This is a genomic window from Wolbachia endosymbiont (group B) of Xylocampa areola (assembly GCF_964028205.1).
Taxonomy (GTDB): Bacteria; Pseudomonadota; Alphaproteobacteria; order Rickettsiales; family Anaplasmataceae; genus Wolbachia.
Genome location: NZ_OZ034771.1, coordinates 945,100 through 966,688 on the forward strand (window position 1 = coordinate 945,100; position 21,589 = coordinate 966,688).

The 21,589-nt window shown below is 32.6% G+C and carries 22 protein-coding genes, 1 tRNA gene and 1 pseudogene; 12 read left to right on the forward strand and 12 right to left on the reverse strand.

The genetic code is table 11. From position 1 onward, the window contains the following. Positions 1 to 101 precede the first annotated feature (101 nt). Positions 102 to 1,379 carry an adenylosuccinate synthase gene (locus ABWU35_RS04615; protein WP_010401253.1) on the reverse strand — a complete coding sequence of 426 codons (1,278 nt, stop codon included), beginning with the start codon at positions 1,377 to 1,379 and terminating at the stop codon, positions 102 to 104. Between the two features lie 179 nt (positions 1,380 to 1,558). On the opposite strand from ABWU35_RS04615, the gene ABWU35_RS04620 reads away from it, so the two are divergent. Further along, positions 1,559 to 3,082 (forward strand): hypothetical protein, encoded by a 1,524-nt coding sequence (locus ABWU35_RS04620; protein WP_264685464.1) that lies wholly within the window; start codon positions 1,559 to 1,561, stop codon positions 3,080 to 3,082. Between the two features lie 373 nt (positions 3,083 to 3,455). On the opposite strand, the gene argB is transcribed toward ABWU35_RS04620, so the two are convergent. Together argB and yihA are read right to left on the reverse strand one after the other, a co-directional pair. After that, the gene (gene argB / locus ABWU35_RS04625; RefSeq protein WP_017531630.1) at positions 3,456 to 4,394 is read right to left on the reverse strand and encodes an acetylglutamate kinase; all 939 of its coding nucleotides are present in this window, start codon (positions 4,392 to 4,394) and stop codon (positions 3,456 to 3,458) included. Then, positions 4,369 to 4,965, reverse strand: a complete 597-nt coding sequence (gene yihA, locus ABWU35_RS04630) for a ribosome biogenesis GTP-binding protein YihA/YsxC (protein WP_369800778.1) — start codon at positions 4,963 to 4,965, stop codon at positions 4,369 to 4,371. The genes argB and yihA overlap by 26 nt, the downstream gene beginning before the upstream one ends. Before the next feature lie 110 nt (positions 4,966 to 5,075). Here yihA and prfA point away from each other — a divergent pair, with 110 nt between their 5' ends. Both prfA and ABWU35_RS04640 read left to right on the forward strand, forming a co-directional pair. Continuing rightward, the gene (prfA, locus tag ABWU35_RS04635; protein WP_007302826.1) at positions 5,076 to 6,167 is read left to right on the forward strand and encodes a peptide chain release factor 1; all 1,092 of its coding nucleotides are present in this window, start codon (positions 5,076 to 5,078) and stop codon (positions 6,165 to 6,167) included. Positions 6,168 to 6,285: 118 nt separating this feature from the next. Next, positions 6,286 to 6,729, forward strand: coding sequence for a hypothetical protein (locus ABWU35_RS04640; RefSeq protein WP_012481725.1), 444 nt, complete (start codon positions 6,286 to 6,288; stop codon positions 6,727 to 6,729). A 364-nt stretch (positions 6,730 to 7,093) separates the two neighbouring features. Here ABWU35_RS04640 and ABWU35_RS04645 read toward each other — a convergent pair whose 3' ends face one another. Both ABWU35_RS04645 and ABWU35_RS04650 read right to left on the reverse strand, forming a co-directional pair. Next, positions 7,094 to 8,023 carry an AEC family transporter gene (locus ABWU35_RS04645; RefSeq protein WP_007302828.1) on the reverse strand — a complete coding sequence of 310 codons (930 nt, stop codon included), beginning with the start codon at positions 8,021 to 8,023 and terminating at the stop codon, positions 7,094 to 7,096. A gap of 253 nt (positions 8,024 to 8,276) precedes the next feature. Next, on the reverse strand, positions 8,277 to 8,834 hold the full coding sequence (locus ABWU35_RS04650; protein WP_007302829.1) for a GNAT family N-acetyltransferase: 558 nt from the start codon (positions 8,832 to 8,834) through the stop codon (positions 8,277 to 8,279). A gap of 16 nt (positions 8,835 to 8,850) precedes the next feature. On the opposite strand from ABWU35_RS04650, the gene ABWU35_RS04655 reads away from it, so the two are divergent. Continuing rightward, positions 8,851 to 10,011 carry a multidrug effflux MFS transporter gene (locus ABWU35_RS04655; protein WP_007302830.1) on the forward strand — a complete coding sequence of 387 codons (1,161 nt, stop codon included), beginning with the start codon at positions 8,851 to 8,853 and terminating at the stop codon, positions 10,009 to 10,011. A gap of 440 nt (positions 10,012 to 10,451) precedes the next feature. On the opposite strand, the pseudogene ABWU35_RS04660 reads toward ABWU35_RS04655, so the two are convergent. Then, positions 10,452 to 11,280, reverse strand: a pseudogene (locus ABWU35_RS04660) (Mur ligase domain-containing protein); the annotation flags it as partial. Positions 11,281 to 11,306: 26 nt separating this feature from the next. Here ABWU35_RS04660 and ABWU35_RS04665 point away from each other — a divergent pair. Further along, entirely contained in the window at positions 11,307 to 11,975 is a 669-nt protein-coding gene (locus tag ABWU35_RS04665; RefSeq protein WP_012481726.1) for a septal ring lytic transglycosylase RlpA family protein, read from the forward strand. Positions 11,976 to 12,200: 225 nt separating this feature from the next. Here the strand turns inward: ABWU35_RS04665 and ABWU35_RS04670 are convergent, their stop codons facing one another. Next, positions 12,201 to 12,836, reverse strand: a complete 636-nt coding sequence (locus ABWU35_RS04670) for a hypothetical protein (RefSeq protein ID WP_019236334.1) — start codon at positions 12,834 to 12,836, stop codon at positions 12,201 to 12,203. Positions 12,837 to 12,997: 161 nt separating this feature from the next. Here ABWU35_RS04670 and ubiH point away from each other — a divergent pair, with 161 nt between their 5' ends. From ubiH to ABWU35_RS04690, 4 genes are all read left to right on the forward strand, one after another. Continuing rightward, on the forward strand, positions 12,998 to 14,155 hold the full coding sequence (gene ubiH / locus ABWU35_RS04675) for a 2-octaprenyl-6-methoxyphenyl hydroxylase (protein ID WP_264685463.1): 1,158 nt from the start codon (positions 12,998 to 13,000) through the stop codon (positions 14,153 to 14,155). Positions 14,156 to 14,405: 250 nt separating this feature from the next. Further along, positions 14,406 to 14,882: a transposase gene (locus ABWU35_RS04680; protein ID WP_019236989.1), complete on the forward strand. Its 477-nt coding sequence runs from the start codon at positions 14,406 to 14,408 to the stop codon at positions 14,880 to 14,882. Beyond that, positions 14,848 to 15,030: a hypothetical protein gene (locus ABWU35_RS04685; protein ID WP_265028073.1), complete on the forward strand. Its 183-nt coding sequence runs from the start codon at positions 14,848 to 14,850 to the stop codon at positions 15,028 to 15,030. The genes ABWU35_RS04680 and ABWU35_RS04685 overlap by 35 nt, the downstream gene beginning before the upstream one ends. Continuing rightward, positions 14,990 to 15,346, forward strand: coding sequence for a transposase (locus ABWU35_RS04690; protein WP_007301972.1), 357 nt, complete (start codon positions 14,990 to 14,992; stop codon positions 15,344 to 15,346). Before ABWU35_RS04685 ends, ABWU35_RS04690 begins: the two co-directional genes overlap by 41 nt. Before the next feature lie 122 nt (positions 15,347 to 15,468). Here ABWU35_RS04690 and ABWU35_RS04695 read toward each other — a convergent pair whose 3' ends face one another. Beyond that, entirely contained in the window at positions 15,469 to 16,407 is a 939-nt protein-coding gene (locus tag ABWU35_RS04695) for a gamma-glutamyl-gamma-aminobutyrate hydrolase family protein (RefSeq protein ID WP_007302834.1), read from the reverse strand. Between the two features lie 60 nt (positions 16,408 to 16,467). After that, positions 16,468 to 16,540, reverse strand: a tRNA-Phe gene (locus tag ABWU35_RS04700). A 74-nt stretch (positions 16,541 to 16,614) separates the two neighbouring features. Here ABWU35_RS04700 and coaD point away from each other — a divergent pair. Both coaD and ABWU35_RS04710 read left to right on the forward strand, forming a co-directional pair. Continuing rightward, positions 16,615 to 17,121: a pantetheine-phosphate adenylyltransferase gene (coaD, locus tag ABWU35_RS04705; protein ID WP_007302835.1), complete on the forward strand. Its 507-nt coding sequence runs from the start codon at positions 16,615 to 16,617 to the stop codon at positions 17,119 to 17,121. Positions 17,122 to 17,192: 71 nt separating this feature from the next. Then, on the forward strand, positions 17,193 to 17,402 hold the full coding sequence (locus ABWU35_RS04710) for a zinc-finger domain-containing protein (protein WP_007302836.1): 210 nt from the start codon (positions 17,193 to 17,195) through the stop codon (positions 17,400 to 17,402). 15 nt (positions 17,403 to 17,417) lie between these two features. On the opposite strand, the gene ABWU35_RS04715 is transcribed toward ABWU35_RS04710, so the two are convergent. The 3 genes from ABWU35_RS04715 to ABWU35_RS04725 all read right to left on the reverse strand — a co-directional run bounded on the left by ABWU35_RS04715 (position 17,418) and on the right by ABWU35_RS04725 (position 20,223). Next, positions 17,418 to 18,044 (reverse strand): phosphatidate cytidylyltransferase, encoded by a 627-nt coding sequence (locus ABWU35_RS04715; protein WP_007302837.1) that lies wholly within the window; start codon positions 18,042 to 18,044, stop codon positions 17,418 to 17,420. Beyond that, positions 18,034 to 18,729 carry a polyprenyl diphosphate synthase gene (uppS, locus tag ABWU35_RS04720; protein ID WP_007302838.1) on the reverse strand — a complete coding sequence of 232 codons (696 nt, stop codon included), beginning with the start codon at positions 18,727 to 18,729 and terminating at the stop codon, positions 18,034 to 18,036. The genes ABWU35_RS04715 and uppS overlap by 11 nt, the downstream gene beginning before the upstream one ends. A 276-nt stretch (positions 18,730 to 19,005) precedes the next feature. Beyond that, a complete protein-coding gene (locus ABWU35_RS04725; protein WP_007302839.1) occupies positions 19,006 to 20,223 on the reverse strand; it encodes a hypothetical protein in 1,218 nt (405 codons plus the stop codon). A gap of 143 nt (positions 20,224 to 20,366) precedes the next feature. On the opposite strand from ABWU35_RS04725, the gene odhB reads away from it, so the two are divergent. Next, positions 20,367 to 21,539: a 2-oxoglutarate dehydrogenase complex dihydrolipoyllysine-residue succinyltransferase gene (odhB, locus tag ABWU35_RS04730; protein ID WP_007302840.1), complete on the forward strand. Its 1,173-nt coding sequence runs from the start codon at positions 20,367 to 20,369 to the stop codon at positions 21,537 to 21,539. The last annotated feature ends 50 nt before the right edge of the window (positions 21,540 to 21,589 follow it).

A 21,589-nucleotide genomic window follows, 5' to 3' on the forward strand; every position in this document is an offset into this window, starting at 1 on the left:
TCACACTGCTCACTGTACGTTTACGCTGCTACTTTGCATAATAGATTGCTTGAAGTCACACAAGTATCGTTTTTTATTAGATAAAAGTTAACAAGACGTTTTCATAGATTTTTAAGCTTAATAACATCCTCTCTATTGGGACTAGTTGAAATTAGATGAATTGGTACACCTATTAATTCTTCTATTTTTCTCACATATTTCATCAAATTTGCAGGTAATTCCTTAACTGACCTTTTGCCTTGAGTTTTCTCTTTCCAACCAGGAAATTCTTCATATATTGGCTCTAATTCTTTTTGTATTGAATGTGATGCGGGTAAATAATCATACATTTTTCCGCCATACTTATAACCAGTGCCTATTTTAATAGTATCAAAAGAATCAAGAATATCTAATTTGGTTAATACAATGCTTGAAACTCCAGAGAGTTGTACGGCCTGGCGCACTAAAACTGCGTCAAACCATCCGCAGCGCCTTCTTCTATTGCTTACTGTTCCAAGTTCCTTACCTATAGAAAATAAGCTGTCTCCAATCTCGTTATTTTGTTCAGTAGGAAATGGACCATTACCCACTCTTGTTGTATACGCTTTTGCTACACCAATAATGTGAGCATTGTAGGATAATCCTGAGCCTGTTATCGCTTGCGATGCTACGGTATTACTTGAAGTAACAAAAGGGTAAGTTCCGTGGTCGATATCTAAAAATGCGCCTTGAGCGCCTTCAAATATTATTTTCTTACCTTCTTTCATAAAATCATTTAGTATCTTCCACACAGGTTTTTTATATAAAAGAATTTTTTCTGAAATCTCTTGAATTTCCTTTAATATTTCTTCTTTTTTAACTACCTGGTAGTTAAGTCCTTTTCTGATAGCATTATGGTAACTCAGGAGAGCATCCACTCTTTGATTGAGCTCATCTGTGTTTTCTAAGTCACAAAGGCGTATAGCTCTCCTGCCAACTTTATCTTCATAACATGGCCCTATCCCTTTGTTTGTTGTACCAATTTTGTGATTTCCGTTTAAATCTTCAAATAGCTTTTCCTTGTCCTTATGTACGCTAAGTATTAATGGACAGCTCTCGGATACCATCAAGTTGTTATAGTTTACGTCCACTCCTTTAACTTTCAATGACTCTATTTCTGAGACTAGAGCATGTGAATCAAGAGCAACACCGTTTCCTATAATAGATATTTTGTCCGCTCTCAAAACAGCAGAGGGCAGTAAATTTAATTTATAAACCTCATCATCTATTACTATAGTGTGCCCTGCATTATTTCCTCCCTGAAATCTCACAACTACATCTGCATTCTCAGAAAGATAATCTACTATTTTACCCTTGCCTTCGTCACCCCATTGCAGACCAACAATTACAATATTATTCATCACTATTTTCTAGATTAATACGTAAATATTAATGCAGCATGCTACAAATGAAAAGAGAAATCTACGCCTTTCCTATATCCCTAAAATAAAGAAATAGACTATCGACTTTTTTATATATTATAAAATTATTCATCATTATATGGTACAACTTACAGCATATTTATAGTAAGGTGTTAATTATGAAAGAGGCAAAGAAGAGTCCGGTAGTTAGATTAAAGGCCACAGCTAAAGAATTCAATTTTAGTAAATTAAGAGCAGATCAAGATAATAAATTAGCGAATTCCGGTGAAACAATGTTCTTAGATTTTCAAAGAATGAATTTTATTATTAATGAAAAAGAAATAGATAAAAATTTTATTATTGCATTTAAGGAAGGAGCTAAAGATTATAAAAATGAGATTTTTAACCGTGATAATTTTGATAACCTCTCTGAAGAAGGTAAAGCTTTTATGGAACCAGTACTTAAGGAGCTTGATCAAGATAGACTATCTGAAGTTTGGGAAAATCATTGTAATAGCCCTACAGTTGCTGATGAAAAAAAAATTGATGAATATAGAAAGGAATTTGAGAGATTTTATAACGCAGGGAGAAGCTCTTATCATCTATTCTCCAAAAAAGATTACCGTTCATTAGCAAAGGAAATTTTTAAGGAAATGTTTAGATACGCTGAAGCAGAAATCCCAAGTGATGCTATTTTAGAAGAGTTAGTCACCAATTGTAATCAAGCAGGGTATGGGGCTGGTATATTTAATGAATCTCATGCCGCACTCAGTAGTTGTAATTTAACTCCACACAGTCCTAAAAAAGTGCTAAACATTTACTGCACTGATCACAACCACATAAAAGTGAAGTCTGATATGGCAATGCCTATAACCACGCTTAACAATCCGAAAGAGAAAATATGTGACCTATCCAGCTCATTAGAATTCACACTTGAGTCTCAATATGGTGAAGACCTTGTAAAATATGGAGATGGTAAATTATCACTTACTATTCCTGAAGAGTTGAAAAACTATAAAGACAATGGCAAGACCTTGTTTGACACTATTAAAGAATATTTTCAGAAATTCTGTGCAAAATTAGGATTTAAACCTGAGGCAAAAATACAAATAGAGCATAGCTTAGGTACTCAAATCAAAGTAAACAACTATTTAGATGGTACAATATCTACTACAGGATCGGATGCAAATGAAAAATTTACCAATCTTTTAAAGAAAAATCTCAGAGAGAGGTTATTGGGATCAGGAGTTGCTCTAGGAGGTGAAGATGTTGATGATATTATTGAAGTCAGAGTATCTTCAATTATGGATCTACTGCGTGATTATACTAAATTGGAAGATAATAAAGAAAACAGAGAGTTATTAATAAGTGAAGTAGCAGATAATTTAGGGCTTTCCACTCAAGATAAAACAGCATCAGAAGTATTGATGGAATTAAACTCTTTACCTTCTTCGATAAAAGGTCAGGTTAATCATAATCAAGTGCAGTTTGTTGTAAATATTTTTACCAATTTAATTGTTGAAGGAAAAAGCGAAGTATACAAAGAAAAAAATGCAATTGATGCAATTCATCAGAAGATAGATAAGGCAATTGTTGAGCAAGAAAAAAGAGCAACCAACAAACAAGATATAGAGAATGATAAATGGACAGATAAAATAAAAAAACAGAGATTATCTATGGAATCACATGGGCATTTGCATTAAAGATACTGTGTACAGAGGCATAGTATGCTCAATTTTCGCCTTTCATTTAAAGCACTCAAATTGACCAAACACACTCAATCCAAAGCGTTTGTAGATTCGATATCTTGAGTAACTTGACGCAGAGAGAATTGTATACCTTAGTCAACTTTTCTAGCGGTATCCATAAGGTAAATCATTATTTGAGTGTTACACCCAAGCCCTCTTTATTTTCCTCTGTTATCAAGCTAAAAATACCATTTGGTTTCATTATGTATACGAAACTATTATGCTTGCAAGAAAAAAAAACCCTAAAAAAACTGGAAAAGAGAATAGGAATTTGACATAAGCTATTCCCAAATTTTCAATGTTCATATGGTTATAAGCAGTACAGCTATTAATCATCCATTATTGATATACCTGAATTATTCTCAGTAAATAAATCAAGTATAATGTTAGGTACTCTACCATCAACTATGTGAACAACCCCTGCACATTCTTCTACCATTTTAGTATATGACATAAGCCTTTCAACAAATTTTTCTCCTTTAATTTTTCCACAATCAATCGATTCTTTTAAATTTTTAATCAAGACTCTTCCATTGCCAACTTTGTTTATTTCTTCATCTGTATCACTCAAGATTATCATTTTAGATGCGTAAACTGCAAGTGCAATTGCACTTGCAGTGCTATCAGTATCAATATGATATGTTTCTCCATTTTTTCCATAACCGATAGGTGCAATAACTGGTATAGAATCTGATTCTTCAATAAAGAATAATATATCAGGATTGATTTCAGTTGGTCTACCGATAAATCCCATGTCTAGTATTTTTTCAATATTATTTAATCTATTTTCCCTAAGCGTAGTGCTTATCTTTTCAGCTTTTATGAGGTTGCCATCTTTTCCACATAGTCCAATAGCTGAACCACCAGCAGAATTTATATGCTGAACAATTTTTTTATTAATTGAACCACACAGTGCCATTTCAATGATTTTCATAGTGCTTTTGTCTGTAAGTCTGACACCATTTATAAACTTATCATTCATACCTAGCATTTTTAACACTAAGTTAATTTCATATTCTCCGTCATGAACTACCACCGGATTTATACCAAGCTGTTTCAACAGAACAACATTATGCGCAAAAGCACTAAGCAGCGTTTCATCTGAGATTATTACACTGCTGCATTTGATGATAAAAGTTTCGCCTACAAATTTAGGTATGTTAGACAGAACTTCAAATAATATTTCTGTTTTTTCCTTCAATGGCATCTTACCATTTAAAGATTCATCACTTTTCATTTTTTTATCTTGTAAATTTGAAAAACTCATCTCTTACCTTGGTGATTTTATGCTTAACACGAATGCTTATTTGATGAATTGATACATGTTCATTATTAACCCACTTTTGAGTATTTTCTAGAATAGCATCTAGACTTTCCTGATTCACTTTATCTATTTTTGTTAGCACAATATTAAAGTTAATATTATTACATATTAACCAATAAACAAAGTCTTTGTCTATTTCTTTTAATCCTACCTTGCTATCTATAAGCACAAACACTCTTTTTAGATTTCTCCTGTGAATTAGATAGTACTCAATTAGGTTTAAGTATTGTACTGCTTCTTCCTTGCTTGCACAAGAATAGCCATAACCCGGTAGGTCGACAATCCTAAACTTATCATTGTACATAGAGTAAAAATTTATTTGTCTAGTGCATCCAGGTTTAGAAGAAACTCTTGCAGCTTTTTTGCTGTTTATCAGCAAGTTGATTAAACTTGATTTTCCTACGTTTGATCTACCAGCAAATGCAATCTCTGGAGCCGACTCATCTGGTAATGATTTTTTGTCTGAAGCTCCAAATATGAAGCTGCAGATTGATGTTATCTGTTTTGCCATTATACTTAGGTAGAAATATTCGAGACAATTATAGTGTTATTGCTTGATATAAGAAATTTTTTATTTCAGTATATATTACTTACTTAAACAGCTGAAAACTAGACCTGTACTATATGGATATAGAGAATAATTTACAAGACTTAAAAAAAAAGTTTTCTGATGTAGAGAGAAATCTGGAAAACCCTACCAATTTGAGTCAAAAAGAATTCGTTAGTTTTTCAAAGGAATACTCTGAACTCAGACCAATTATCGAGATAATCGATGAATATAATATATTAAAAGAGGAAATTTCAGATTTAGAAGAAATCATGAAAGATGAGAACAGCGATGGTGATATAAAAGAGTTAGCAAAAGAAGAACTTCTTGAGAAGCAAAAGATAGTATTACCGAAAGTAAAAGCAAAACTAAAGTTGGCATTATTACCCAAAGATGAAGATGACTCAAGAAATGCAATATTAGAAATTAGAGCAGGCACAGGCGGAGAAGAAGCAGCATTATTTGCAGCGATGTTATTTCGTATGTATCAAAAATATGCAGAAAGAAGAAATTGGAAGTTTGAGCCAATAAGTATTTCTAATACAGGTATAGGTGGCTATAAGGAAGCTTCTGCACTCATTAATGGAACAGAAGTTTTTGCAAGACTGAAATTTGAGTCAGGGGTGCACAGAGTACAAAGAGTGCCAGAAACTGAATCCTCAGGAAGATTGCACACTTCCGCAGCTACTGTTGCAATATTACCTGAAGTAGAAGAGGTTGACTTTGAAATAGAAGAAAAAGATTTACGCATAGATGTTTATAGATCCAGTGGTCCTGGAGGGCAATCAGTGAATACAACTGACAGCGCAGTAAGGGTCACCCACTTGCCAACAGGGATAGTTGTAATACAGCAAGATGAAAAATCGCAGCACAAAAATAAGGCTAAAGCGCTCAAAGTGTTGAGAGCAAGGCTATACGAAATTGAAAGACAAAAAAAAGAAATGGAAAGGTCAACAATGAGGAAAAGCCAAATTGGTTCTGGAGATCGCTCTGAACGTATAAGAACTTATAACTTTCCACAATCAAGAATAACAGATCATAGAATTAATCTCACTTCACATCGACTAGAACAGATTATAAAAGAAGGTGAACTAGATGAATTTATTGAGGCATTGATTTCACGAAATGAAGCAGAAAGGTTGACTGGAGGGGGTAATGTTACTTTTTGATGGAAATTTGAAACAAAGCATAGGTATCAGGTTAAAAAGAAGTAAAGTTAGTTGTTCATAAGGTTGACAATTATTTAAATTTATGCTATAATTAGCAGCTCTATAACTTACAGAAACCATGGAAGTTGACTTTAATCAATATGTTAATAGTAACACCTTAGAGTTAAATAATCTATATGTATATATGGAAAAGCTAGTAAACTTTTTACAGAAAAAGCAAAATATTACAAGCTTGACTTTATCTAATTGTTATATTGATGCTCAGTGCGGAGAAGTTTTAAATGAAGCATTAGAGAATATTAATCTTCCAAATATTACTGAGTGTAAATTAACTTCTAGCATTATTGGCGCAGAAGGCTCAATAGCAATCACTAAATTGTTAAAGAATGGTAACTTTCCAAATCTTATTAAACTTGATTTAATTTCTAATGATATTGATGTTGAAAGTGGAATAATATTAATGAGTGCGCTAAGGGGTAGTAGTTTTTCAAATATTAAAGAATTTAATTTACTTTATGACAACGTCTGCAACGAAGGCATAGCAGCATTACGTGAATCATAGAACAACAATATGCTTCCAAATCTTATTAAGTTTAGTTTTCCCTTTAGTATTACTAATGATAACAAAGATATGGAAATGTCAAACGAATACCTATTCGGTTAATAGCATCATATAGAAAAAGGCAAGTTACATTTATTTGTTGCTGCTCATAGAACATCCAAATTCAACTATAGACCTGCTAAAAGGTGTAGGAAATCTTACTGCTATTGACATTATTGCGAAAATTCCATCAATTGATAACTTCCTATTCTGTGTAAAAAAATAAGAAAGGAGAGGAAAAAAAGGATTAGTTTCTTTTATGATTATCCAAGAAGTCTAGTCTAAATTCAAGTTTTGTGAATAGGCCTAGCGCTTAAATTTTTGATTAAAAAGGGACAAGTTTAGTAAAAAATAATGATATTATAAGTGGAACATAAAATAGTCCCACTGCAGTACTAATTAGGAGCAATAAAGTAGCTTTATCTGGTTGGTAATTTAAAATATTAGCAAGTATTATACTGGATCCAGAAATTGGAATAATAGCCAGTAACATCAGTGCTTTATAGATGCTTTCATCATATATACCTGTAACATGCTTGTCTAGTAAGACAATTCCCAAAACAAATAACGGCCAGAATATGTACTTTGCTACAATAGTGGTCAAAGCAAGCTTCCAATCTACTTTAAAATTTGTAATTTGTGCAATACTTATTCCAAGCAGCACCATTCCTAATGTGATAAATGTACTTCTGATATTTATCATAACATCCGTCAAAAAAGTGGGTATTTGTATATCATATATACTTAAAAAGAAGCCTAGAATCATCGCATATAATGAAGGAAGTTTGAGTAACTTTAATATGCATTCTTTTGCAGTATAGATACCATTTGCAGCTATATAAAATCCCAAGCTATTTTCAAATAGTGCCATTCCTATGTAACAGACAACATACACAGACACTGAATCTTCATCAAATAAAGCCATGGCAATCGGTAGACCAAAATAACCCATGCTTGTGCTGCCCGAGCTAAACGCTAATATGTTTCTCGTGTTGTCCTTAAATAAAAAAGAAGAAAGATAATACACTGATAAGGACATAGTACTACCTATAAACCATATCAAAATCGGCAGAGAAATTACTTTTAAATTAACTTCTGTATGAGATACTCCGTATAAAATCACTATTGGATTAGCTATATAAAAGAGTATTTGAGATATAGTATTTCTATCAATTTTAAGATATCTTCCTGCTAAGTAACCAATAAGTATTGTAATGTAAATAGGTAATATTTTGAGGAAAAGAGTGAAGAACATACTAGCCTATTGTGATATCTTTGCTGATAAAGTGATATTAGATTTTAAGGTATTGTAAAAGCAAGTAAAATTTATTTTCCAATTAATCAAGTTCATAGTTAGTTAAAAAAGATTCACTGAGTGCCAAAATTTGTTCTTATATAGGACTTAATAATGATATTTTTATGACTAAATTATGTTAAGTTTGTATAAAGCTCCTTGTATATTTTTATAAGCCACTTTTAGTAATTTAGGTAGATTGTTGAAAAAACACTCATCTTGAATGGTTCTCAGGAATTCTTGCCTTAATCATTAAAATCGCACTATTACTTTCCATAATTTTTTTAAAGCCAACTTTTTCGTAAACACGGATTGCACAAACATTTGCTATACCTGGGTCGACAAAGGCATTCTCATAAACTTTAAAGACAAATTTGTTTAAAAATATATTCAAAGCTTGTGAACCAACTCCTTTACCTACATAATTCAGCTCTCCGATATACCAGTCTATAGCAGCACAACTTTCTGGAAGTTCTAAAGTGTTATAGATCTGTTTAGGTGGGAAATCATGTTTGTTGTAATATTGAATATAACCAATATCAACTCCATCACAATTAATAATGAATGCGTGCATTGGTTTTTCAATAATTTGTGTCTTAAATTTCAAACGTTTGAATCCTTTAACGTAGTTGCTATATTTTTTCTCAATTAACTCTGGTGTCCAATTTATATCCGTATCCCACCACTTCTTTATATGGGGCATTTCTACCCATTTTAATAATAGTGAAAAATGTTCTTCTTTCAACGCTTTAAATGTGATATTTTTATTCATTAATTAAAGATTTTAAGTGTTACTACCGTTTTTATTAATTCTATCTCTAATTGCTAAGTTCATTGAAATTGATATTTCTGTACCTAGTTTTCCTGATATAGTACTCTATTTTAACGTACCGGAAGGCACAATTCAATTAACTATTGCTTATAATTTTTTAGGCGTTTGCATAGGAGGGTTATTTTTTGGTCCATTGTCTGAATGCTATGGCAGAAGAAGGATGATGATCATAGGCAACACTTTGCTACTCATCGGTGCTGTTGGCTGTGTTTTTGCGCTGTCAGTTTCTTGGCTTTTAATCTCTCGCTTTATTCAAGGCATTGGTGTTAGCACATCTGTAGTTGTGTTTGCAATTATTGCAGACAGCTATAAAGGCAACGAAGCAGTAAAATTTATTGGAATCATGAATTCTATTATCACAGTTCTCATAGCAATTGCACCAGTATTAGGCAGTTTCATCAACAAAATTGTTGGGTGGCGTGGTAACTATGCAAGTGTTGCAATACTTTGTTTCATCTCTTGGGTTTTGCTGCTTTTTCTGTTACCAGAAACAAAAAAGGACCGTGATATTTTTAGTCTAAAAAAAATGATGAAAGACTATAAAAAATTATTATCAAGTTCAAAATTTATGGTGTTGTCTTTGGCACAGAGCCTTTTTTCTGCGGCTTATATGTCATTCATTACTTGTGGCCCTTTTTTGTATATGGAAACTTTTGGTTTATCCAGCACTATTTATGCGCTACATCAAGGTGCAATGGTTGGGTCTTTCTCACTAATTAGCCTGTTTTCCAGTAAGATCTTAAAGAAACTTGGAGCAATTTGGTGTGTAATTTCCGGTACAGGCGTAATTGCTATTGGATCCCTATCACTTTTAATATTCAGTATAATCATGCCCAGTGCTTACTACTTAGTAACGCTGTCTATGGTTATTTTTTGTATTGGCTGTGGAATTTGTCAAGCAGTCATTTTCAATGCATCATTAAATATTTTCCCTGAAATGAAAGGCACAACTTCTTCTGCAATTTCATTTATTAGAGCTTCTATCATGGCTATTTTTATCGGCTTAACAAGCTACGTTTACGATGGTCAAGCAACCAGTGTAGCTATTCTTGTTTTTTTTGCAGTAGTTCTAATTTACTGTCTATTTATTGTTTTCAAGGTCTGGAAAAATCTATAATCACCATATAGATCCTTCTCATTTCTAGTTATTGCGGTAATATGTATTGTAACTTTGCTGGCTGCTCTAGATGTATCTCTTCCAAATCACCTAATCTATATTAGTTAAAGAGTATTATCTTGCTCATGCGTCTAAAGTTTGAGAGCCAATTTTCAGCAATCCAATCAAATTCCAATTTTTTTCAAACAACTGTTTCTTGCTATTTTTGTACCTTAAAAAATTTAGCTTACTTTTACGCTAGCTTGTTCAAATAGCATTAGTACGATTTACTTTTTTTGAATGTAGAGATTTTCTAGGGATTGTCCTCTTAAATTCTATAGTATCTTGTTTAACATTGAAACGAGAATCCAGTTTCAAGCATTGAAGTGACGAATCAAGAGCTGCTTTTATTCCACCACTCTCAACTACTCGAGTAGTGGACAATGGAATACGATTACTTTCGTTTATACTAATCAGCACGTCAAATTCTATGCTATTATTGTGTTGTTTGATGTTGCTAGCTCTAATTTTACCATTTCCAAACCAAAACTTTATAGAATTACTCGCATCATGATTGATGTCTGCAGAATCAGGCAAAATAGCAAAATTCGCGTTGTTTACAAATCTAGAAAACGCATTTTTGATGTCGTTAAATGTACCGTAATGGTCTATATGGTCGTCATTAATACTTGTTACAACAGCAATATCTGCAGGAATTTTTAACATAGTTCCATCAGACTCATCAGCCTCAATTAAGAAAATGTCACTTTTGCCAAGTTTTGCATTACTCTGATAGGAATTTAATATTCCTCCAACAATTACAGTGGCGTCAGCACCAGAATGATCAAAAATGGAAGCAATCATAGCTGTCGTCGTCGTCTTGCCACTTGAACCTGAAACTGCTATCACATATTTACCTTTCATAATTTTAACCAGCATGTCTGACCTATGCAAAACGGTTTTATTGTTATTTCTTGCTGCAACTAGCTCCACATTATCAGGTTTTATTGCGGAAGAATGTACAACTATTTGAGCTTGTCTAATACTACTTGCATCGTGACCAATATAGACCTCTATACCTAATTTTTGTAACCTATCTATATTGTCGTTTGATCGCGTATCACTGCCTTGAACTTTATAACTGGAATTATGAAGAATTTCAGCAATTGCGCTCATTCCAATTCCACCTATACCGATTATATGTATTACTTCTTTTTTAGTGCTGTGCATATTTGGCAGTAGACGTTTACTTATTACTAAATTTATTATAGTATAATTTAAAATCCTCATGGTATCGAACCATTTCACTAAGTACAATGATAAAAAAACTAGCCTTTCTATGTCTAATATTCGTTTTGATGAGTAGTTGTAGTTTTAGCAATAGGTGTAATCACACCGCAGGTCATTATAAAATTGGCAATAGCTATACAATAAATGGTATCACCTACCACCCAAAATACTGTAGCTGTTATGAGGAAGTAGGAATAGCATCGTGGTATGGAATAGAAGATCATGGCACAATTACAGCTAACGGTGAAGTGTTTAATCGTCACTTGATTTCTGCAGCACATAAGACCTTGCCCCTACCCTGCTTTGTTCGTGTTACTAATTTAGAAAATGGAAGAAAGCTTGTTATAAGAGTTAATGATAGAGGGCCATTTGTTGAAGGTAGAATAATAGACTTGTCAGAAAAAGCAGCACAAGTTTTAGGACTTCATAAGTCTGGGCTTGCGAAGGTAAAAGTCGAGTACTTAAGAAAGAGGTCAGAACAATTGATACAAAATACTCCTCATTACAAAAGGCAATATGAAAAAGAAATGCAGAAACGTCACCCAAAACAAAACAATGCAGAAAGTAAGGGATATGTAGCATTTTTTGTAAACGCTCAGGTAGCTAAATCAGCTGCATCAAAGCTTCGTAATCAAGGAATAGAAAATGTTAGATTGCTTTTCAAGAATGATCAATATTGCGTAAAAGTAAGTTAAAACCTGCATTACAGATTGTGTAGCATGACAGAAACTATTTGACAAATGAGAATGTTCCAAAAGCATGTGCGTTAAATTGAGAAACTATCGTGAAATATAGCAATATTTAAGATTGGTATTTTATTTGTTACATTTCAGGTAGTGACAGCTACCTCAGATGTAGCTGTAAAAAATAATCTACCACTTAAGAAATTTCATTAAAAAAAATAGCATAATCTTATTTCTCTAAAAAATACTATCTTCAACTTGAATATGTTGAAAAATATTTTGCGTATTATCCAAAAAGTCATCCTTTATAGCAGCTAGCTCGGATTGTTTTTGAGATAGATTATCTTCTATTGTTCTATTAAAACAATCAAGATCATTGCACTTTAGTTGAGAGCGCATGTCTCTATTTTCATATAAACCTCGTATAACGTCATAATATGCTCGAGTTTCATCAGTTTCTGGTTGTTGCTTTTCTTTGAGTATTGCCTTTAATTTTGAATCTATGTCTAATTCTCTTTTTATAGCTTCAGTAGAATTTTTATGATATTTTTCATAATCTTCAAAACTTTTTAATATTTTACCTTTGATTTCATTTTGTAACATCTTTAGCAAATCTTTAGCATGAGGTTTTTCAATTTTTTCCTTCCACTCATCATACGTATATTCTTGTCGACTACCATATTTTTTATCTTGACACTCACTTCCTATGTTAAACAGCTCTTTGTTACAGATTTTATCACCCTTATAAAAGTAATCGCTTATATTAATTTTATCGCTAGTTAAAGTTTGTCTAATTGCTGCTTTATTTTCTGCAAGTTCTTCTCTGTACTTGCTAATGCAATTTAGTAATTCTTTTTTGCAATCTGTAGTCATAATCTAGCTCCTTTAATAAAATTAGACCTAATTTAGTGTAAAATAATTAATATTTTATTACTATTTTGGTTATAACTAAGATAGTAATGAGAAGTTCAGTGTCTACAAAGTTCGTTTAAACTATTTTCAAAATGGGTATAATATAATTTTAGGTTAATAAAATGAATTACGATGTAATCATTTCAGGTAGTGGGCTAATTGGTCTTATTACTGCTATTGGCCTGAGTAATGACTCTGTATCTGTAGCCGTAATTGAGAAAAATAGTTTACCACGTGCAGTTGATGATAATCGAGCATTTGCCATTTCTCAAGGATCAAAAAAAATACTAGAAAAATTAGGGATTTGGCGGCTCTTAGAAGGCGAAACTGAACCAATACTTGATATATGCATATTAGATGGAGATAGTCCATTTACTGTGCATTATGACCATAAAATGGTTGGTGAAGAGCCAATGGGCTATGTAATCAAGAGCGCTATTATATGGAATGCAATCAATAAAAATTTTTTGCATAAACTCAATATATATTCTCCACGTTCCTATAAAACAATCTCTTGTGACGAAGGATACATGGAAGTTACTCTTGATAATGATCAAAAATTGATATCATCACTATTTATCTGTGCTGAAGGTAAAAACTCTAGGTTGCCAGAGTTGTTTTCTATACCAATGATAAAATTTGATTATAAACAAAATAGCATGGTATTTAATGTAAAACATGAATTACATCACCAAAACTTAGCTGTAGAGCGGTTTTTTCCTGGTGGTCCATTTGCAATTTTGCCAATGAAAGGTGGCTATACTTCTTCAATAGTTTGGACAGAAAAATGCGAAATTTCAAAAATGCTGATGAGCTTATCCGAAGAGGAATTTGTCATAGAACTCAAAAAAAGATTTGGTTCTTATTTGGGAGAAATTGAATTAGAGGGTGAAAGAAGATTCTATCCTTTGAGTTTTTCTTTTGCAAGAAAGCTGCATAAAAGCAGAATTTTGCTGATTGGCGATGCAGCACATTCAATCCACCCGGTTGCAGGTCAAGGACTTAACCTTGGAATGAGAGATGTAGAGAGTGTTATTAGACAAATAACTGCTGCAAAATCCTCTGGCATTGATGTTGGCAGTAATTATCTATTGAAGAAAATTTCATATGAGAGATACTTTGATAATTTTACTATGGCACTTGCAACTGATGGACTAAATAGAATATTTTCCAACAGAATACTTTGCGCTCAAGTTCTGAGAAATCTTGGTTTAATGGTAGTTGAAAATTCAGATTTTCTTAAAAAAAGCTTCGTTCGACATGCTATGGGGTTTATATAAATCATTAGATTTCTTTCATCATAATCAGGTATCATTAGAGTAGTTGACACTGGAGCTCAAATTCCATAATGTCATGCCAGTGCCCAGACACTGGCATCCAGAAAAATTTATAAGCAAACTTGAGTTATGCTAAATTTGATGAAACGAAAAACTGGATTCCAGTGGGCTTTGTTGCACCACTCAAGGAAAGAACAGGCAGTTACTGATGGAATTTGTTATAAAATAGATATTTAGCCGACAAAGGAAAAATATGCCAATAAGAATGAAAGTCAGTAACTGCAATGAATATAACAAATTTCTTCAAGAAAGGGGAAATGTTTTTCATTATATCAACGATGCCATTGAAAATTGGTACGAAAATAGTCCAAAAGTAGCAGGTGGCAACAATGTCTACAGCGACAAAGTAGTGATTCTAATTCACATAATAACCTATCTATTCAGGATTGGTCTTAGGCAAACAGTGGGATTTATAGAGAAATATCTTGAGCAAATAGGGAAAATTTTGCAAATTATCAGCTATTCGCAGGCTTCAAGAAGGTTTAAAAAGCTTAATATCAAAATCAACGACTGCAGAGTTGATAAGAACGATATGGAAGATATTGAAATTGCTATAGATAGTACAGGTATCAGCATCTACAATAATATTCCAGGCCATAGTAAGGCAAATGGTACAGATAGAAAGTATCGCCGCTATGAGCAAACAAGATGTAATGCTAGAGATAGGTAGTAAAAAAGTTATAGCTGCAAAATACAGTAGTGAAGTTTATTCCGACCACTATGGAGCCTGTGATCTTATTGAAAGAGTGGATACCAAGTATAACATAAGCACGATATATGCAGATAGATCGAAAGAAGTTATACAAACTGTGCGATGAGCTTGACATAAAGACAAGGATTCCTCCGCAAAATAATGCAGTAGAGCATCCAAAGTTGGATTATATGAATGAGAGAAATTCTACAATCAAGCTCATAAAGTCATATGATGAAGATGGTATGAAGAGGTGGAAAAAAGAGATAAATTATTGGAAGAGATCTTATATAGAAAGTTTTTTCTCGCGACTGAAGCAAATATTTGGATTTAGTTTTAGGAATAAATCTGAGATTAATCGTGAGAAGGAACTGCTACTCAAGTGTTATTTGCTTAACAAATTTACTGAAATAGGCATGGCTAAGTTTGATATAGCTTCATGAATTTATTATACATTACCCACTATCCGAAGAGCTGTGCAACAAAGCCATCCCAGTGTCAAGCACTGGGATGACAAGAAGAAAGAGTACTGGCATTACATTAAATGATTCTCCTTATTTTAGCATTAAACGCGATGAAGAAAATCATTTATAATCGCTATAGCAACTAGTGTTGAAACCTGACGTACCTTTTGGCTTGACAAACGAGAGTTTTTATCTGATTTGACAACAAGGGCTTCTAGATGACTTTGAAAGTAAATATTACTATGCTTATCTTCGATAGCTTCTATTAATCCGTCATTGGCAAACGCTGCAATTTTATATCCAAGTAGCTCTAGCCTTCTTCTATTCTCTGTAGTATTACTTACTGTACCTGAATGAGCATTCGGAAAATAAGTTGAAAACCAGCCATTTTGATTAGGTAGTAAAAATCTAGCTACCACTTTTTCCAAACTACTACCTGGAACAATTTTTATCTGCTGAAGAGGTATATTCTCTTTTTGTGGATAGGATGCTGATTTTAAATGATTCTTCTCATCATTAACAACATTTGTTATTTCAATTTCTTTTGCATGCATAATGTCTTGTAAACCACCGCATATGGCAAGCAAATGAATTGTAGGATTGTCATCTACTATTTTTACAATTGCTTCATTCACAAGCTGGCGGTAAGGGTTAAGAGCTGAATGAAAGTTATCTGAAATAAATATTCTGTTTATCTTTTGCTCTTTGATAAATTTTGCAACTTCAACTTTTATTCGATCTAGTATCAGCTTTTTTGCCAATATTTCATCTTGTTTTGCGAACTCTTCTTGGATTTCTTTTAGATTAATTATTTTGTCGTAGTCAATGAATATAGTTTTAACCCCAAAATTATTGAATATCTCATAGATATTTTGAGATTCATCTGTTTGCAATAAACCAACAATTATATTATAATTTACTGCATTTTCCACTGTCAAAGCAGGTAATTCTTTGTTTACTTTTTCACTATAAGCGATATTACTTAATAGTAGAAATGTAATTAATAGTATATTAAATATTCTATTGTAACATTTATACATTATTTCCTAAATAATTATATTAATATTATAATATATTATAGAACATTAAGAAAAAGAATGTGGCCTGAGCAGGAATCGAACCAGCGACACAAGGATTTTCAGTCCTTTGCTCTACCAACTGAGCTATCAGGCCAACTACGTACTTTCATTTTTAGATAAAAAACGTTATCATGTCCATCAAAAGTTTTTGAAGTATAGAAACAAAGAATGAACATTAGTAACAAAATAGGAATTTATCCTGGTACATTTGACCCCATAACTTTTGGGCACCTTGACATAATAAAAAGAGCATGTAAGCTAGTCGATAAGTTGATAATTGGTGTTGCAGAGAATGTTAATAAACATACTAATTTTGACATAAGACTGCGCACAAGCATGGCTAAAAATGAAGTGAAAGGAGCAGGAATTGATGCAGATATTATATCCTTTAATGGGTTGCTAGTGAAGTTTGCCAAAGAGCAAAATGCTTCTGTTATTATTAGAGGACTGAGAGCAGTATCGGATTTTGATTACGAGTTTCAAATGAGTTGGGTAAATTATAAGCTCTTTCCTGAAATCGAAACTATATTTCTTCCTGCATCTGAGGATACTCAATTTATCTCATCAAGTTTTGTAAAGGAAATAGCGAGATTAGGAGGAGATGTTAGCAACTTTGTGTCAAAAAGTGTCCAAAGTGAATTGATTAATCTAAATAGGGTAGAAAATGGAGAATAAGTATTTGTTGTCTTTTTTATTTCCAAACGAGTATGTTAGATGTGTAAAATATTGTAAGCTAAAGGAGAGACATGTTAAAAGTGAGGGATAATAATGTAATAGTTTGCTGCCGTGGTGATGAAAATGATGATGGTTCTGGTCATCCAATAGTATACTTACACAAAGAAGGAGAAATGTATTGTCCTTATTGTAATAAGTCAATGGATGAAATAGTGAGTGCCGAAGAATTTCAATCTGTTGAGGTGAAAGTAATAAGCAAGAAGGAAAGAACCAAAGGTTAATAGTACTTCATTTTTTTAGCTTATGTAAATAGCAATGAGAGGGGCAGTAAAAATGAAACTATCCATACGGTCGAGTACTCCTCCATGGCCTGGTATAATACCTCCACTATCTTTAACATTGTAAACTCTTTTGATGAGTGACTCAGTGAAATCTCCAAGTTGGGCTAGAATAGCAACTATCAAACCAATTATTGGAGAATAAAAAATTGGAAATAAACTCAAAAATATTGAGCCAAAAATTGTACACACTATTCCAGCTAAGACTGCACCAAAAAGTCCTAACCAAGTTTTCCCAGGGCTAATGATTGGACAAATTCTAGTTTTACCAAAATTTTTGCCGAAAAAATAGGCAGCAATATCGATGCTCCAAATAGTTAAGATAAGCCATACTAATGCATATTTTCCCTGTGGTAGATTATATAGGCATATTAGCGAGGCATTTGGTAGTGCGATTAATAGTAATGCGAAAATGTATAAGATTCTATTGCCCTGAGTTAGATTATACCATTCAAAAGAAGATAAAACTGCAATTGAAAAAATTAGTAGATAAAATGATAAATCACTGAAATATGTAGCAAAAGAAAATATGAGTAATATTACTATTGAGGACAATATTCTAACCATAAAGTTATTATCTACCATATTTTTTTTCTCTTTTTGTATAATCTTCTAGTGCTTTGGTCAAATCTTGACAAGAAAAATCGGGCCACAAAGTATCACAAAAATACAATTCAGCATAAGCTGCTTGCCATAATAAAAAATTGCTTAACCTTTTTTCGCCACCAGTGCGAATTAATAAATCCAATTTTGGCAAATCTTTAGTATACAGAAATTTTTCAAATTCCTCTTCCAATACGCAATCAATATTTCCTTTTATGACGTTGTTGATAGCATGTATAATTTCCTGCTTTGCTCCATAACTAACTGCAACAGTGAGTAATAGACCATCGTTCTTATGTGTCACTTCTTCTGCTTTTTTGATTTGATCGAATATTTTACTGGGCAATAGACTTAAATTGCCAATAAAATTTAACTTAATGTTACAATTGTAAATGAATTTCATTTTATCTTCATTAGTTAAAGTGTAGTAAAATAAATTAAATAGGTAGTCTGTTTCGTTTTCAGATCTGAGCCAATTTTCCATGGAAAATGCATACAAAGTTAAGTAAGGTATGGCCAGGACTGTGCAATGCTTAGCAATATCAAATGCAACCTCACTGCCTTTTCTATAGCCATCAATTTTTACCCTTCCTTGATTGTTTGCCCACCTACCATTACCATCCATAATAATTGCTAGATGTTTTGGCAGAGATTCTAGATTCAACATTTGAATTCAACCTGTTCTAATTAGCTTAATGTCTATATCTCTGTATGAAACGTTCACTATATCCACCTAAAACTATATTATTACTGAAAAATCATTGATAGTCTATATTACAAAAATTTTCTCAACCTCGGTGTCAGCTGCCAGTGATTTTACTAAGAAATATGGCAAAAATGGTCTAAATTGAGCGTGTTTTCTTAATTTGATGCGTATGGTTTATTTAACACCCTCTTAAATTTATAAAGCAAAACCTTGGATATAAACACTTTTTAAGCTATGTCATGATATGTAACTGACTTGCATTTTTTCTTTCCGTGTCCCACTTAAGACATTACTAGGCCCATTTTTATCTTCTAGTAGTTTTATAATATCGCTAAGACTAGAATGACTACACATGGATTTTAACTCTTCAAAAGGAGTAAAACCGATTCCATTAACAACTTTCTGATTTCCTAGTAATTCTATTGTATCTACGTAGTTAAGATTATCACGATAAAATATGAGTCGAAATTTTTTAATGTTAAAAGAAATGATATTCTCAACAACCTCCTGATTTTTTAGTAGTCTTACAATATCGCTAAAGAGAAACTTATCATTACAAAGTATGAATTTAAGTTTTTCATAATCAATAAAATTGATGTGCTCAACAACTTGTTGATTTTCTAGCAACCTTATAATCTTGTAACTGCTACTAGTATAATTGCTACTATTAAACTTATCGCTATTATGAATGAGTTCAAATTTTTCATAATCAATAAAACAGAGGTATTCAACAACTTTTTGATTTCCTAATAACTCCATAATATTTTCACCACTAAACTTATTACTCTTGAGTATAAGTTGAAGCTTTTTATCACCAATAGAGTTAATTCGATCAATAGAACTCTGATCTTTTAGTAATTCTGTAACATTTTGCTCACTAAGCTTACCATCACTCTCAACTATCATCCATTGAATAAGACGGATATTCCTAATATCATTTTGATTTTTTGGTGGTATTCCCACATCTGCATCGTTGCAAAACTGAACATCATCAACATGTTTTTCATTAATTCCTTTATTTCCTAGTGCTTCTTTAGCGAAGTTATTCGGATCATTTTTTTCATCTTCCTCGTAATCATAATATCCATAATTTTCTCCATTCTCCTCACTATCACTACTTTCGAATTCATTGTTGATATTGCAAATCTTTCCACCTTTTAGTATTTCTAGAATATTGTGCTCCGCAGGTGCATTATTTAGCATGGACCTAAACATTTCATCATCATAATCGTTGATGTGATTAACAATGCTCTCATCTAATAGTAATTCTTCAATACCTTTGTGACTAAACTTATTATGATACTTGCATAAGATTTTAAGCTTACTGTAATCCATTGAATTGATGCCATCAACAACTCTTTGATTTGATAGTAATTCTCTGTTATAAGTCTTACATATCAGTTGAAGTTTTTCGTTATATAAGTCTTCTGCATTGCCTGCCTTATCAAAATCCATAATCTTATTTCAATTTACTTAGTATTTTAATTTTGCATGTATTAGGAGGAAAGAATCAAGCATAAGGCCTAATGAATTTATTAGTTTATTTATGTTTCTTTTCATGTATAAATTTATAGAAAGTTTTATATAGAAGTTATTTTATGAGCAAAATTATAGAAATCAGAGCGCCAAAAACTCTTGGTGGTGAATCAGTTACGGAAGGTATAGTAAAAATAAAGAAAAATATCGGCGAAGCAGTAAAAGTAGATGACTTGATCTTTGAAATTGAAACTGATAAAACGGCGCTAGAACTAACTGCAGAAGCTTCAGGACAAATAACTGAATTTTTTGTGAAAGAAGATGATATAATTAGCCCTGATCAATTACTGGCAAAACTTGCTGCAGGAGAAGTAGAAGAAGAAGTGAAAAAAGAAGATAAAGGCGAAGGCCCTGATAAAAAAGATGCCCCTTCAGCTCGTAAAATTATGGAAGAAAATGCAATTAGTGCAGAAAATGTAAAAGGAACTGGCATGGGAGGTAGAATAACTAAAGCGGATGTGATAGACCATATGAGTAAAGCTGAACAACCTTCGGTAAAACAATATGAATCGCCAAAAAGTGTAGTAAGTGGAGAGAGAAGAGAAGAGCGAGTGAAAATGAGCAAAATAAGGCAAGTAATAGCTGCTCGTTTGAAAGCATCGCAAAATACTGCTGCAATACTGACCACGTTCAATGAAATTGACATGAAAAACGTCATGGATCTGAGGGCAAAGTATAAAGAAACTTTTGAAAAGAAATATGGAATAAAACTGGGTTTCATGTCGTTTTTTATAAAGGCAGCAGTGCAAGCACTAAAAGAAATTCGTGAGATTAACGCTGAGATTTCAGGTGATGAAATTGTATATAAAAATTACTATGACATAGGTGTTGCTGTTGGCACTGATAAAGGTCTTGTTGTACCAGTTATTCGTGATGCTGATCAAATGTCATTTGCTGAAATTGAACTAACTTTAGTTGCTCTTGGCAAAAAAGCACGAGAAGGTAAGCTGCAAGTATCGGAAATGGAAGGTGCAACATTTACTATCTCAAACGGTGGTGTATATGGTTCACTTCTTTCTACTCCGATAATAAACCCTCCGCAATCTGGAATACTTGGCATGCACTCAATACAAAATAGGCCAGTTGCTGTGAGTAGCTCAATTGAAATCAGACCTATGATGTACATTTCCCTCTCTTACGACCACAGAATAGTTGATGGCAAAGGAGCAGTTACTTTCCTTGTTAAAATCAAAAATTACATAGAAGATCCAAATAGATTGGTTTTGGAAATTTAAACAGATTAAAAAAAGACAAGTAAGTTTTTCTGAAGTTTTTAAGGTGGGTG